Here is a 14,044-nt window from a genome sequence, read left to right on the forward strand (position 1 = left end):
GTCGGGTGTGTGGCTCCGATCGTGCCATGCGAGTCTGACAGTCAGGGTCACAGGCGGTCATGGACGGCGACGGACCGGACGGAACCGGACCAACCCTCACGAAGTCTTATAGACCATCACGAACTCTTACGAGCCCTTACGAACGAGGAGAGGTCACAGGGGATGTTCAGGCTGGGCAGGCGGGAATTCGCACCGCACGAGCCGGTGATCATGGCGATCGTGAACCGGACCCCGGACTCCTTCTACGACCAGGGCGCGACCTTCCGCGACGAACCGGCGCTCGCGCGCGTGGAGCAGGCGGTGGCGGAGGGTGCCGCGATCATCGACATCGGCGGGGTGAAGGCCGGGCCGGGCGAAGATGTGTCCGCCGAGGAGGAGGCACGGCGGACGGTCGGTTTCGTCGCCGAGGTGCGGCGGCGCTTCCCGGACGTCGTGATCAGCGTGGACACCTGGCGGCACGACGTGGGCGAGGCCGTGTGCGAGGCCGGGGCGGATGTGCTCAACGACGCGTGGGGCGGGGTCGATCCGCGGCTCGCGGAGGTCGCCGCGCGGTACGGCGCGGGGCTGGTGTGCACCCACGCGGGGGGCGCCCGGCCGCGGACCCGGCCGCACCGGGTGACGTACGAGGACGTGATGGCCGACATCCTCGAGCGGACCGTGGGGCTGGCGGAGCGGGCCGTGGCGCTGGGGGTGCCGCGGGAGTCGGTGATGATCGATCCCGGGCACGATTTCGGGAAGAACACCCGGCACAGCCTCGAGGCGACGCGGCGGCTGGACGAGATGGTCGCCACCGGGTGGCCGGTGCTGGTGTCGCTGTCCAACAAGGACTTCGTCGGGGAGACGCTGGACCGGCCGGTGAAGGAGCGGGTGCTGGGGACGCTGGCGACGACGGCGGTGTCGGCGTGGCTGGGGGCCCGGGTGTACCGGGTGCACGAGGTGGCGGAGACGCGGCAGGTGCTGGACATGGTGGCGTCGATCGCGGGGCACCGCGATCCCGCGGTGGCCCGGCGGGGGCTGGCGTAGGGACCTCCCCCGCCGGGGTGTGTGCGGGGGCTTAGCCCCGCTCCCCCGGCAGGGGCGGGGCGCCCTGGACGCGCGCCCCCACGCCCTGCCGTCTCAGCGGCCCGCTTCCTTGGACACCAGGGCCACCGCCTCGTCGACGTCGTCCGTGACGTGGAAGAGGAGGAGGTCCTTCTCGGCAGCCTTGCCCTGGGCGATGACCGTGCCGTGCAGCCAGTCGACCAGACCGCCCCAGTAGTCGGTGCCGAACAGGACGATGGGGAACTGGGTGATCTTCTGTGTCTGGACCAGGGTCAGGGCCTCGAAGAGTTCGTCGAGGGTGCCGAGTCCGCCGGGCAGGACCACGAAGCCCTGCGAGTACTTGACGAACATCAGCTTGCGCACGAAGAAGTACCGGAAGTTCAGGCCGATGTCGACGTAGCTGTTCAGCCCCTGCTCGAACGGCAGCTCGATGCCGAGGCCGACCGAGACACCATGGGCCTCGTACGCGCCCTTGTTGGCCGCTTCCATGGCACCGGGACCACCGCCGGTGACCACCGCGAAGCCCGCCTGGACCAGGCCCCGGCCCAGCCGGACACCGGTCTCGTACTCCGGCGAGTCCACCGGTGTGCGCGCCGAGCCGAAGACGCTGATGGCGGGCGGCAGCTCGGCGAGCGTGCCGAAGCCCTCGACGAACTCCGACTGGATGCGCAGCACCCGCCAGGGGTCGGTGTGCACCCAGTCCGAGGGCTCGCGCTCGTCCAGCAGCCGCTGGTCCGTGGTGCTCGCCTGGACCTGGCCCCGCCTGCGGAGCACCGGGCCCAGGCGCTGTTCCTCCGGTGGGCGCTTCTTGCCCTCGGGGTTGCCAGTAGCCATATGCGCTCCCTCCGGTTGCTGTCTCCCCGCTCGGGAAACGCCGAGGCGCCGGGGAGAGATCGTTCCACTTCAGCGTAGATCCATGCGGGTTACGTACGGGGGACGTCAGCATGTCCGCCGGAGAGCGTTCCGAAACGCCGTCCCGCCGTCACGCCGTCAGCCAGGACCGCAGCCGTTCCTCCCCCGCCAGGATCTTCGCCGTGTCCACGCGTTCGTCCCGTTTGTGCGCCAGGTGCGGGTTGCCGGGACCGTAGTTGACCGCCGGGACGCCGAGCGCCGAGAAGCGGGAGACGTCCGTCCAACCGTACTTGGGCTGGGGGGTGCCGCCCACGGCCTCGATGAAGGCCGCCGCGGCCGGGTGGGACAGGCCGGGCAGGGCCGCACCGCTGTGGTCGTCGACGACGAACTCGGCCACGCCGCAGTCCGCGAAGACCTCGCGCACATGGGCCAGGGCCTCGGCCTCCGAGCGGTCGGGCGCGTAGCGGAAGTTGACGGTGACGACGCACTCGTCGGGGATGACGTTGCCGGCCACGCCCCCGGAGACGCCCACCGCGTTCAGGCCCTCCCGGTACTCCAGGCCGTCGATCACCGGACGGCGCGGCTCGTAGGAGGCGAGGCGGGCGAGGACGGGGGCCGCCGCGTGGATCGCGTTGGAACCCATCCAGCTCCGCGCGGAGTGGGCGCGCTCGCCCGTGGTCCTCAGCAGCACCCTGAGGGTGCCCTGGCAACCGCCCTCCACCTGGCCGTCGGAGGGCTCGAGGAGTACCGCGAAGTCGCCCTCCAGCCAGTCTGGATGCTGCTCTGCGACGTGCTTCAGCCCGTTGAGGTCCGCGGCGACCTCCTCGTTGTCGTAGAAGACGAAGGTCAGGTCCCGGTTGGGGGCGGGGACGGTGGCCGCGATGCGCAACTGGACCGCCACACCCGCCTTCATGTCGCACGTGCCGCAGCCCCACAGCACGCCGTCCGCGTCGAGCCGGGAGGGGACGTTGTCCGCGATCGGGACGGTGTCGATGTGGCCGGCGAGGATCACACGCTCCGCGCGTCCGAGGTTCGTCCGGGCCACGACGTTGTTGCCGTAACGGTCGACCGTGAGGTGCGGCAGATCGCGCAGGACGGACTCGATCGCGTCCGCGAGCGGCTTCTCGGTGCCGCTGACGGAGGGGAAGTCGACGAGCCGCGCGGTCAGTCGTGCCGCGTCCAGGGTGAGGTCAAGCGGGGTGTCGGCCATGGCCACGACCCTAACGCGCGGGTCCGGTCACACTGTCCACACCCGGCACACGCGCCTCGTACTCTCCAGTACCTTGTACGCGTGTCAGAGCCACCTCTTCCTTCCAAACGTCGTGGCCGCCTCTTCCGCTTCGGGGCGGCCTCCGTGGTTCTCCTCGGAGTCGCCGGCTACCTCGTGGTCCAGTACGACTCGGGGGGCGGCGGCGGACCGGGCTGCCGCGTCGTGTCGGGCAAGGGCGACGGAGCCACGTACGAGTTCACGCCGGAGCAGGCGGTGAACGCGGCGACGATCACCGCCGTGGGCACCGCGCGCGAACTGCCCGAGCGGGCCGTGACGATCGCGCTGGCGACGGCCCTCCAGGAGTCGGCGCTGCGGAACATCGACTACGGCGACCGCGACTCGCTCGGCCTGTTCCAGCAGCGGCCCTCACAGGGCTGGGGCACACCGGAGGAGATCATGGACCCGGTGTACTCGGCGGAGAAGTTCTACGAGGGCCTGGAGAAGGTGCCGGGCTACACCCGGCTGCCGCTCACCGTCGCCGCGCAGCGGGTGCAGCTCAGCGGCTTCCCGCAGGCCTACGCCAAGCACGAGCCGGACGCCACCCTGCTGGCCGCCGCCCTCACCGGTCACTCGGCGGCCACCTTGACCTGCAAGGGCCGCCCGGGGACGACCCGTGCGGCGGATACGGACGCGGTACGCGCGGCGCTGGCCCGGGACTTCGGAGGGGGCACGCTGGAGCCGGCCGGTGCCGAGGTGAGCGACACGGCGGACTCCCCGGCTCCCTCCCCCGCGTCGTCCTCCACGGCCGCCGCACCCGCCGCGCCCCTGGCGGATGCCGACGTCGACTCCGACGGGCGGACCGTGACGCTGTCGGTCCGCGCCGACGCCGACGCGGGACGGAAGGCCGGGACACAGGGCTGGCAGCTCGCGCACTGGGCCGTGGCCAACGCCTCCGCGCTGCACATAGAGCGGGTGGCGTACGCCGGGCGGGAGTGGACCGCGGGGGGCGCCGACAACCAGTGGCGCGTGCTCGAGGACAGTGCCGACGGCAAGAACAACGGCAAGAACAACGACAAGAACGGCGGCAAGGACACCGAGGCAGCGGGCGAGGTCCGGATCACGACCGCACGGTAGCGCCGCCCAGTGGTGCCGCACAGCGGTGCGAGAGGTCGCTCCCAGGGGTTGTACGGAGTACGGGCCGCTGACGGCGCGCGCGGGGCGTCGCGTCGTCAGCCCTGGTACGGCGGTATCCCTTGGGGTTGCGCCGCCGTAACCGTTCGACGGTCCGTCGAACCACGCACCGTTCGTCCGTTTTTATACACAGCCGATCATGCTGCGCATTGCCAACTCTTTACGTCGCCCTGCCGCAACCTTCCCGGCCTTCGAGCGGTAGTCACTGCGTCCGAGCCCGGAGATCGACACCGGGTCCGGATGGACACGCCATCGTTCCCTCCCGCTCAAGGAGCACCATGTCCCTCCCCCTGACCCGCCGGATCGCCCGTGCCGCGCTGCTCGTCGCCGCCGGAGCGGCCGCCGGGGTCGGTGCGGCCGGTTCCGCCGTCGCGGCCCCCGCGACGGCGGCCACCCCGAACGTCGGCGGGCTGACCGCCCTGGACGGGTCGAACCTGGCCAGTCCCGTGAACGACACGACGCAGGTCGTCAACGAGGCCGCTGGTACCGGCTCCCTCCCCCTGGACGGCGTGCCGACGGCCCAGACCCTGCCGGCCGCGTCGCTGCCGATCGGCTGAGCCGCTCCGGCGCGGGCGCCGGTACGCATGCCCCCACGCGGACGGGGCCCGGGTTCTCCCGGGCCCCGTCCGCGCATGTCGCGCACTCCGCGGCGTCACACCCTCCGCGTCACGCCTTCAGGCGCTCCACCGCCGCGCGTACGCGCTCGTCCGTGGCGGTCACGGCGACGCGTACGAACTTCTCGCCCGCCGGGCCGTAGAAGTCGCCCGGCGCGACCAGGACGCCGCGCTCGGCGAGGCGGCCGACGGTGTCCCAGCAGGACTCGTCGCGGGTGGCCCACAGGTAGAGCCCGGCCTCGCTGTGCTCGATCCGGAAGCCGTGCCCCAGGAGGGCCATCCGCAGGGCGGTGCGGCGGGCCGCGTACCGCTCGCGCTGGACGCGCACGTGCTCGTCGTCGCCCAGCGCAGCCACCATGGCCGCCTGGGTGGGCGCCGAGGTCATCATGCCGCCGTGCTTGCGGATCTGCAGCAGCGGTCCGAGGACCTCGGGGTCACCGGCCAGGAAGGCGGCGCGGTAGCCCGCGAGGTTGGACCGCTTGGACAGCGAGTGCACGGAGACGACGCCCTCGTACGAGCCGCCGTTGACGTCGGGGTGCAGCACCGAGACCGGTTCGGCGTCCCAGCCCAGTTCGAGGTAGCACTCGTCGGAGAGGACGAGGACGCCGTGCTCACGGGCCCAGGCGACGATCCGGGTCAGCTCCGCCTTGGAGAGCACCTTGCCCGTCGGGTTGGACGGGGAGTTCAGCCAGAGGAGCTTCAGGCCCGTCGGGTCCAGTTCGGTCGGGTCGTCGTACGCCTCGTGCTCCGCGCGGGCCAGGCGGGCGCCGACCTCGTACGTCGGATAGGCCAGCCGCGGGTACGCCACCCGGTCGCCGGGACCGAGGCCCAGCTGGGTGGGGAGCCAGGCGACCAGTTCCTTGGAACCGACGACCGGCAGCACATGGCGGTGGGTGACCTCGCGGGCCCCCAGGCGACGCTCCACCCAGCGGGTGAGCGCGTCGCGCAGTTCCGGGGTGCCCCAGACCGTGGGATAGCCCGGGGAGTCCGCCGCGGCGATCAGGGCCTTCTGGATCCGTTCGGGGACCGGGTCGACGGGGGTGCCGACCGAGAGGTCGACGATGCCGTCGGGGTGCCCGGCGGCCGTCTTCTTGTAGGGCTCCAGCTTGTCCCAGGGAAAGGTGGGCAGCCGGTCGGAGACTGCGGACACGGGTTCTGGCTCACTTTCTGGTGCGGCACTGCTGCTGCGCTGCTGCACCGTTACGGCAAACGCCTCGGCCCCGTACGGCGATCGGGTCGATCGACCGTACGGAACCGAGGCGGCACAGACGTGCGGGCCGCGCGCACCGACAGGCCCCGGGCTCCGGGGCCCGCCACCGATGCGCGAGCAGCGCGTTCTAGGCCTGCGGCGGCAGCGCGGCGATGAACGGGTGGTCCCGCTCGATCAGCCCCAGCTTGGAGGCGCCGCCGGGCGAGCCGAGGTCGTCGAAGAACTCGACGTTCGCCTTGTAGTAGTCCTTCCACTCCTCGGGAGTGTCGTCCTCGTAGAAGATGGCCTCGACCGGGCAGACCGGTTCACAGGCGCCGCAGTCGACGCATTCGTCCGGGTGGATGTACAAGGACCGCTGGCCCTCGTAGATGCAGTCGACCGGGCACTCCTCGATGCACGCCTTGTCCTTCACGTCGACACAAGGCTGCGCGATGACGTAGGTCACGCTGTCGTTCCTCCTCGATTGGGCGCCGGCGGGCCTCCTCAGGCTCCGCCGCCTGGCGCGCGGGAGCGCGGCGTCGTCGATGCCCGCCCCTAGTATCTCCGTTCCCGGGCATGATCCGAACAGGAGGGGTGAACTGACCTGTGGAATTCTCTGCAGCCGGACGTCTCGAGGTCCGCGTCACCGCTGCTGACGTGGGCAAACGAGTTTCCGTACGGAGCTTGATCGAACATGGCCCGCCGGGTGAGAGGTTCACCGACACGGTCGGAGTTCTCACATCATGGGACAACGGTGTGCTGCGAATCACACGGAAGAACGGGGAAAGCGTCCGCATCACGGAATCCGCGCTGGTCGCGGGCAAAGTGATACCGCCCGCACCGGCCCGCAGGCGCGGTCCGGCCGCCTCGTACGAGGAACTGGCCCGGGTCGCCGCGCGGGCGTGGCGGCCGGTGGAGAGCGAGCGGCTGGGCGACTGGGAGCTGAGGGCGGCGGCCGGCTACACGCGCCGGGCCAACTCCGTGCTGCCGCTCGGCGACCCGGGCATGCCCCTGGACGGGGCACTGACGGCCGTACGCCGCTGGTACGCCGACCGGGGGCTGCCCGCCTACCTCCAGACGGCGACCGGCGCCGCGGGCACGCAGGAGCAGCTGTGCGCGGAGCTGGAGCGGCGGGGCTGGGCGCGCGAGGTGACCGCCGAACTGTGGATCGGCGGTCTCGCCCCGATCGCCGACCTGACCGACCTGGCCGAGGGGCCCGGGGTCGTGCTGTCCCGGGAGGCCGACGAGGCGTGGCTCAGGCGCTACCGGCGCAGGGGTGTGAGCGAGGTGGCCCTGAAGGTCCTGGGCAGTGGACCCTCCGTGTGGTTCGCGACCGTGCCGGGCGACCCCGCGCCTGCCGCGATCGGGCGGTGCGTCGTCGACGGGCGGTGGGCGGGCTTCGCGGCGGTCGAGGCGGACCCGGCGCAGCGGCGGCGCGGGCTCGCGACGGCCGTGATGGCGGCGCTGGCCCGGCGGGCGCTCGACGAGGGCGCGTCGGCCGCGTGGCTCCAGGTCGAGGAGGACAACGCGGAAGCCCGCGCCCTGTACGACAGAATGGGCTTCGCCACACATCACACGTACCACCACTACCGCGCGCCCGGCTCACCGGCTCCGGCAGGTGACGGATCGCCGTGAGAGGGCACTGACCGGTTATGCGCTCCCCCTGCCCCCCGTCCCCGGAACGGTCCGCCGAGCTGCGGCGGCGGTTCAGCGAGGAGGCCCGCTCCGAGCAGCCGGATCTGACCACGCTCTGCCTGCTGGTCGGCGCGGAGGCGGACGGCGCGCTGGACGAGGCGGGCATGGACGTCGCGCAGATCGAGCTGGACGCGCTGGCCGGCCGGCTCCCCTACCGGCCCGGCTCCCCGCACGCCTGGGCTACGGCGCTGCGGGAGCTGCTGGGCGAGCGGTACGGATTCCACGGCACCCCGGGCGACTACCGGCGCCTGGAGTCGTCGCTGCTGCACGAGGTACTGCGTCGTCGGCGCGGGCTGCCGATCCTGCTGTCGGTGGTGTGGCTGGAGGTGGCCCGGCGGGCGGGTGCCCCGGTGTACGGGGTCGCGCTCCCCGGACATTTCGTGGTGGGCCTCGGAAAGGCGGAGCAGCAGGTGCTCGTCGACCCCTTCGACGGGGGCCGGGTGCTGACCGGGGCCGACGCGGATCTGCTGGTCGCCGGGGCCACGGGGGCACCGCTGGACGCGTCGATGCTGACGCCGGCCGATCCGCTGGACGTCGTCCTGCGCATCCTGAACAACATCCGGGCGTGGGCGTCCGCCCGCCCGGAACGGTCGGACGTGGCGCTGTGGGCGGTGGAGCTGTCCCTGCTGCTCCCCTCCCGGCCGGCCCGGCTGCGGTACGAACGGGCCCAGCTGCTGGTGCAGCGCGGTGACTTCGCCGACGGCGCGGACGAGCTGGAGGCGTACGCCGAGGTGGTGTCCGCGGTGGACGAGCCGACCGCGGAGCGGATCCGAGGCCAGGCCCGAGCGGCACGGGCCCTGCTCAACTGAGGATCCGGGGCCCCGATCACATACCTCTCTTGACATAGGTATAACTGGATACTTATTATCTTCTGGTGTCCAGAAGCAGTGCCCCCGAACAGCGCGTCGCGCACGTGAGCTCCGAGCTCGCGGCGTGCCTGCCCGCGCTGCACCGGGCCCTGGACCGGCGGGTGGCGAGCGAGTATCCGCACCCGAAGCCGCCCGAGGGACAGCTCGCGCTGCTGAGGTTCGTCGCCCGGCGCGAGGGCACCACGGTGCGCGAGGCGGCCGAGGCACTGCTGATGAAGCCCAACAACGTCAGCGCGCTGGTCTCCCAGCTCACGGAGCGGGGAGAACTGGAGCGCCGGCAGGACGGCGCCGACAAGCGCGTCGCCCGCCTCCACCTCACGGAGTCCTCGCGACAGCGCATCGCCGAGGTGGGCGCTCTCGAGCAGAGCCATCTCGGCCGGGCGCTGCAGTCCCTCACCGACGGTGAGCTGGACGCGCTCGGTTCCGCCGTCGGCGCGCTGAAGGCACTGACCCGGCACCTTCACTCAGCGGCCCGCTGACCAGGGCGTCAGCGGCACGGGCACGCGCGTCGAGCGTGTGCCCGCGGTGAAGCGTTCGGCTTCCCGCCCCGCCCTCCTTCCCCCGAGGCAGTCCATCCCCGAGGCAGTGCCGCCTCGGGGCGGTTCCCCGTGGGCCGCCCCGCTCACGGCCCGGCCCCGTACACCCGGCTGCCCGACCGCGGCCATGCGCCGTGCGGTTCGTTCGTCCCCCTTTGAGAAAGAAACGGCTCTCTTCATGGCGTCCACACCCGTGGATCACTCCGCCCCCACCCCCGACACGGCTGCTTCCCCGCAGTCGATGATCGAGCGCCTCCGGGCCAACCCCTGGCTCGCGCTGATCGCGGTGTCGTTCGGCCTGCTCATGGTGCAGCTCGACGGTTCCGTCGTCGCCATCGCCAACCCGGCGATCGGCAAGGACCTCGGGGCCAGCACCGCGGAACTGCAGTGGGTCACCAACTCCTACCTGATCGCGCTCGCCGCTTCGATGATCCTCGGCGGCAAGCTCGGCGACCGGTTCGGACGGCGCTTCCACTACCTCGTCGGCGTCGGCGGGTTCGTCGTCACCTCGGTCGCGATCGGCCTGGTCGGCAGCATCGAGGGCGTCATCGTCTTCCGCGCCCTCCAAGGTGTGGCGGGCGGCATCCTGATGCCCAACACCCTGGGCATCCTGCGCGCCGTCTTCCCGCCGAAGCGGTTCGCGCTCGCGGTGGGCATCTGGGGCATGGTCTCGGCCGTGTCGACCTCGCTGGGCCCGATCGTCGGCGGTCTGCTCGTCGAGCGCGTCAACTGGGAGTCGGTCTTCTACCTGAACGCGCCGATCGGCGTCGTCGCGCTGCTGTTCAGCACGGCGGTCCTCGCCGAGTCCAAGAACTCCACCGGCCGGCACCGCTTCGACATCCCCGGCGTCGTCCTGCTCGCCGCGGGCATGGTCGCCCTGGTCTTCGGCATCGTCAAGGGCGAGACGTGGGGCTGGTCCTCCGCCGGAACCCTCGGCGCCATCGCCCTCGGCCTGGCGCTCCTGGTCGTCTTCGGCTGGTACGAGACCCGGCAGGAGCACCCGCTGCTGCCGATGCGCCTGTTCCGCAACCGGTCGCTGACCACCGGCGCGGTCATGACCCTGCTGAACTTCTTCGTGATGCTCGGCGGCATCTTCTTCATCATGCTGTACCTGCAGAACGTGCGGGGCTACACGCCGGTCGAGGCCGGTATCAGCACGCTGCCGATGTCCATCGCGTCGCTGTTCGCCTCTCCGATCGGCTCCCAGCTGACCGCCCGCTTCGGCGCACGCGTCACGATTCCGCTGGGCCTGGCCCTCTCGGCCGCCGCCATGTTCTCCATGCTCACCTGGACCGTCGACTCGTCCTACGCGACGATGTGGCCGCCGTTCATCGCGATGGGTCTCGGCGTCGGCATCGTGCTGCCCGCCACCGCCGCCGCGATCATCGGCAACGCGCCGGTCGAGGACGGCGGTGTGGCGTCCGGCCTGCAGTCCACGATGCTGCAGATCGGTGGCGCGCTCGGTACCTCGGTGCTGGTCACCGTGATCGCCGGCCGGGTCGGCTCCTCGCTGTTCGGTGAGCTGACCGCCGCTGGGGTCCCGACGGACACGGCGCACGGCCTGGAGCAGGCCCAGGACGCCGTCACGATGGGCATCGCCCCGGTCGCCGGCGACATGTCGGCACAGCTCAGGGCCGCCGTCGTCGAGGGCAGCGGCCAGGCGTTCGTCAACGGTCTGCACGCCGCCGTCACCGTCACCGGCGTCCTGTGCGTCCTCGGTGCCGTGGCCGCCGTCCTCGGCATCAAGAGCCGCGCCGAGGAGGCGAAGAACATGCGTGCCCAGTCGGCAAACGCCGAGGAGCCCGCGGTGGCCGTCGTCGCTCACTGATGCCACGGTGCACGCGCGCGTGTGGGCGTGCGTGCGGGGCGGTCCTCGAGGAGCGGTGCTGCCGGGTCGGACTCGACCCGGCAGCACCGCTTCCGTGTCTTCGCGGGCCGCCCCGCGCGGACACGGCCGCGGCGCGCGGGCCAGGGCGAACGCTGGGATTCTGGGAGGTGAGGCGCCGCGCGTGACGCGGCCGACTATGGGTGGTGAGCGCCATGGCCATCGACGACGTCCCGGAGCGGGACACCCCCGGGCTCCCCGGTGTCGACCCCCGGGGGGACCCGTTTCTGCGGACCCGGTACGCCGTCCCCCCGAGACCGGTCACGTTCCTGCGCCGGGAGCGCCTGATCCGGCATCTCGACGGTGCCCTCGCCACGCCTCTGACGATCGTCAACGGGGCGGCGGGAGCCGGCAAGACCCTGCTCGTCGCGGACTGGGCGGCCGGTCTCGGCCGGCCCGTGGCCTGGTTCACCACCGACGCGCCGAATCTGCGTCCCGGCGTGTTCTGGGCGTACGTACTGCGGGCCCTGCACACCGCCGGGGTGCCGGTCCCCGCGGCGGCGGGCTGTCCCGCCGATCCGAGCCGGGTGGACGAGGTGCTGCTGAACCGGCTGGCCGCCGAACTGAGCGGCCCGACGGCAGCACGGCGGCCGGCGGTCCTCGTGCTCGACGAGTTCGACCGGGTCGCCGCGCCGGAGACGGCCGCCCAGCTGGACTTCGTCCTGCGGCACGCGGGAGGGGGCCTGCGCCTGGTCGTGGTGTCCCGTACGGAACCGCTGCTGCCGCTGCACCGCTACCGGGCCGCCGGGGAGCTGACGGAGATCCGGGACGCGGAACTGGCGTTCACCGCCCGGGAGGCGGGCGAACTCCTCGACCGGCACGGACTGTCCCTGCCCGCGCCCGTCGCGAACGCCCTCGTGGACCGCACCCGGGGGTGGGCCGCCGGATTGCGGTTGTGCGCGCTGGCCGCGCGGGAGAGCCCCGACCCGGAGACGTATCTGAAGGAGTTCGAGGCCGGGCAGAGCACGGTGGCCGACTTCCTGCTGGCCGAGGTGCTGAACATCCAGCCGCCCGACACGCAGGACCTGCTGCTGCGGATCAGTGTCCTGGAGCGGTTCTGCCCCGACCTCGCGAACGCGCTGACGGGGCGCTCCGACGCCGGGCCCGTACTGCACTCCCTGCACCACCGCAACGCCTTCGTGCAGCACCTCGGGCACTCCTGGTACGGCCTGCACCCGTTGTTCGCGGAGATCCTGCGGGCCCATCTGGCGGTGCGGTGCCCCGGTCTGACACCGGAACTGCACCGGCGGGCCGCGCGCTGGCTGAAGGACGCGGGATTCCTCCCGGAGACCCTCGTCCACGGCGCCGCCGCCGGTGACTGGGACTTCGCCGCCGGCACCCTGGTCTCCGATCTGGCCATCGGACAGCTGTTCACCGGGCTGCGCTCGGCCGGTCTGGACGACCTGTTCTCCCGTATGGCGCCCGACGCGACGGGCCCCGCGCCGGAACTCGTACGAGCGGCCCGCGACCTCGCCCGCGGCGATCTGGACCGGGGGCCGGCCCATCTGGAGCGCGCCGGGAGGCAACTGGCCGAGGGGGCCGCGGACCCGGCGGCGGCGCAGCTGTGCTGGGCGCTGCTGGAGGTGCTGACGGCCCGGCTGACGGCGTCCTCGGCGCGTGCGGAGCGGGCCGCCCGGCTGGCCGGGGAGCTGCGCGGTGCCGTACCCGCCGACCTGCTGGACCGGCATCCCGAGCTCACCGCGCTGCTGCTGACCCATCTGGGCTCGGCCCGGCTGTGGGCGGGCCGCTTCGAGGACGCCCGGACGGCCCTGACCGCGGTCGCCACCGGGCCCGAGGGGGCGTCGACCGCGCTGCCCAGGGAGGACGCCCTGGCCCAGCTCGCACTGATCGACCAGCTCAACGGCTGGCCCGGCCGGGCGGAGCACAAGGCGTCCCAGGCCCTGGCCGAGACCGCGCGGTACAGCCTTCCCGGCCCTCCCGGCACCGGCATGGAGCGGCTGGTGCTGGCGGCGGTGGCGGTGGACCGCGACGAGCTGGACCGGGCACAGGAGCTGCTCGACGAGGCGGTCACCCCTGCGGAGGGGGACGTCTCGCACGACCCGGTGGCGCTGGCCGGGCGGGCCATCGCCGCGGCCCGGCTGCTGCTGGCCCGCGGTGATGCGCGCGCCGCCGTCCGGGCGGCCCGGCCGGACGTCACCGCCGAGGTGCCCTCCCCCTGGGTGCGGGGCCACGTGGCGCTGGTGGAGGCCGCCGCGCACCTGGCCGAGGGACGGCCCGAGGCGGTCGCCGAGGCGCTCCACGAGGTGCCCCTCGACCAGCCGGCCTGTGTCGTGGAGGCCGCCAGGATGCAGCTCGCCGCGGGCCGTCCCGGTGAGGCGGCCGAACTCCTCGACGCGCTGCAGGGCGCGGGCCGCACCGGCCCCGGCGTGTCCGTGCGGGCCGCACTGGTACGCGCCTGGAACGGGCACCTGGCGGGGGACCCGGCCACCGCCCGCCGGTGGCTCGCCGTGGCGCTGCGCGGCGCCCGGCACGGGCATCTGCGCCGCCCCTTCGTGGACGCCGGGCCGTGGATCGCACCGCTGCTGGACACGGACCCGCTGCGGGGGCTGGCCGCGGGCTGGCTCGTCACCGGCTCCGCCGACGTGCCGCCGCCCGCCGTGCCGCCCGTGGTGGAGGAGCTGAGCGGCCGGGAGCGGGACGTGCTGCGGCGGCTGGCGCGGATGATGACGACCGAGGAGATCGCCGCCGACCTGTACGTGTCGGTCAACACGGTGAAGACCCACCTCAAGAGCGTCTACCGGAAGCTCGACGTCAACCGCCGCGCCGACGCCGTACGCCGGGCCCGTGACCTGCGGCTGCTGTGAGCACGGCCGCCCCGCGCGTGCCGCCCGCCGCCACTCCCCCGCTCACCTGCCGCGGGTGAGGGCGGGGCGGCCGGGAGGGGTGGACGATCGCAGGGTGGCGGCAGTCTGCCGCCGCTCCCGAGCCGTGGGAGGAGGGG

Annotated in this window: 11 protein-coding genes and 1 pseudogene; 8 read left to right on the forward strand and 4 right to left on the reverse strand. The window is 72.9% G+C overall.

All coding sequences use genetic code 11. The annotated features are described in order from the left end of the window. Nucleotides 1-162: 162 nt before the first annotated feature. Nucleotides 163-1,023, forward strand: a complete 861-nt coding sequence (folP, locus tag AC6F7H_RS07655) for a dihydropteroate synthase (RefSeq protein ID WP_500756066.1) — start codon at nt 163-165, stop codon at nt 1,021-1,023. Nucleotides 1,024-1,116: 93 nt separating this feature from the next. Here the strand turns inward: folP and AC6F7H_RS07660 are convergent, their stop codons facing one another. Next, nucleotides 1,117-1,875 carry an LOG family protein gene (locus AC6F7H_RS07660; protein WP_500756067.1) on the reverse strand — a complete coding sequence of 253 codons (759 nt, stop codon included), beginning with the start codon at nt 1,873-1,875 and terminating at the stop codon, nt 1,117-1,119. 148 nt (nt 1,876-2,023) lie between these two features. Continuing rightward, nucleotides 2,024-3,103 (reverse strand): succinyl-diaminopimelate desuccinylase, encoded by a 1,080-nt coding sequence (gene dapE, locus AC6F7H_RS07665; RefSeq protein ID WP_500756069.1) that lies wholly within the window; start codon nt 3,101-3,103, stop codon nt 2,024-2,026. Between the two features lie 81 nt (nt 3,104-3,184). Here dapE and AC6F7H_RS07670 point away from each other — a divergent pair, with 81 nt between their 5' ends. After that, nucleotides 3,185-4,237 (forward strand): VldE C-terminal domain-containing protein, encoded by a 1,053-nt coding sequence (locus tag AC6F7H_RS07670; protein ID WP_500756070.1) that lies wholly within the window; start codon nt 3,185-3,187, stop codon nt 4,235-4,237. A 335-nt stretch (nt 4,238-4,572) separates the two neighbouring features. After that, nucleotides 4,573-4,833 (forward strand): annotated as a pseudogene (locus AC6F7H_RS07675) (ATP-binding protein); the annotation flags it as partial. 127 nt (nt 4,834-4,960) lie between these two features. On the opposite strand, the gene AC6F7H_RS07680 reads toward AC6F7H_RS07675, so the two are convergent. Further along, a complete protein-coding gene (locus AC6F7H_RS07680; RefSeq protein ID WP_500756071.1) occupies nt 4,961-6,058 on the reverse strand; it encodes a bifunctional succinyldiaminopimelate transaminase/glutamate-prephenate aminotransferase in 1,098 nt (365 codons plus the stop codon). Between the two features lie 187 nt (nt 6,059-6,245). Then, entirely contained in the window at nt 6,246-6,563 is a 318-nt protein-coding gene (fdxA, locus tag AC6F7H_RS07685; RefSeq protein WP_055572727.1) for a ferredoxin, read from the reverse strand. Nucleotides 6,564-6,703: 140 nt separating this feature from the next. Between fdxA and AC6F7H_RS07690 the strand changes: the two genes are divergently transcribed. The 5 genes from AC6F7H_RS07690 to AC6F7H_RS07710 all read left to right on the forward strand — a co-directional run bounded on the left by AC6F7H_RS07690 (nt 6,704) and on the right by AC6F7H_RS07710 (nt 13,907). Then, entirely contained in the window at nt 6,704-7,732 is a 1,029-nt protein-coding gene (locus AC6F7H_RS07690) for a GNAT family N-acetyltransferase (RefSeq protein WP_500756072.1), read from the forward strand. A 17-nt stretch (nt 7,733-7,749) separates the two neighbouring features. Further along, nucleotides 7,750-8,601 (forward strand): SirB1 family protein, encoded by an 852-nt coding sequence (locus AC6F7H_RS07695; protein ID WP_500756073.1) that lies wholly within the window; start codon nt 7,750-7,752, stop codon nt 8,599-8,601. A gap of 65 nt (nt 8,602-8,666) precedes the next feature. Further along, the gene (locus AC6F7H_RS07700) at nt 8,667-9,140 is read left to right on the forward strand and encodes a MarR family winged helix-turn-helix transcriptional regulator (RefSeq protein ID WP_500756074.1); all 474 of its coding nucleotides are present in this window, start codon (nt 8,667-8,669) and stop codon (nt 9,138-9,140) included. 235 nt (nt 9,141-9,375) lie between these two features. Next, complete coding sequence (locus AC6F7H_RS07705) at nt 9,376-11,025, forward strand: MFS transporter (RefSeq protein ID WP_500756075.1); 1,650 nt, start codon at nt 9,376-9,378, stop codon at nt 11,023-11,025. A gap of 212 nt (nt 11,026-11,237) precedes the next feature. Then, nucleotides 11,238-13,907: a winged helix-turn-helix domain-containing protein gene (locus tag AC6F7H_RS07710; RefSeq protein ID WP_500756076.1), complete on the forward strand. Its 2,670-nt coding sequence runs from the start codon at nt 11,238-11,240 to the stop codon at nt 13,905-13,907. The last annotated feature ends 137 nt before the right edge of the window (nt 13,908-14,044 follow it).

The organism is Streptomyces sp. MMS24-W38 (assembly GCF_059889265.1).

Bases quoted from the DNA above. Each gene is read 5' to 3' on its own strand.
- AC6F7H_RS07705 (WP_500756075.1), top strand. From the start codon at position 9,376: ATGGCGTCCACACCCGTGGATCACTCCGCCCCCACCCCCGACACGGCT.
- AC6F7H_RS07695 (WP_500756073.1), top strand. From the start codon at position 7,750: ATGCGCTCCCCCTGCCCCCCGTCCCCGGAACGGTCCGCCGAGCTGCGG.
- folP (WP_500756066.1), top strand. From the start codon at position 163: ATGTTCAGGCTGGGCAGGCGGGAATTCGCACCGCACGAGCCGGTGATC.
- AC6F7H_RS07710 (WP_500756076.1), top strand. From the start codon at position 11,238: ATGGCCATCGACGACGTCCCGGAGCGGGACACCCCCGGGCTCCCCGGT.
- AC6F7H_RS07660 (WP_500756067.1), bottom strand. From the start codon at position 1,875: ATGGCTACTGGCAACCCCGAGGGCAAGAAGCGCCCACCGGAGGAACAG.
- dapE (WP_500756069.1), bottom strand. From the start codon at position 3,103: ATGGCCGACACCCCGCTTGACCTCACCCTGGACGCGGCACGACTGACC.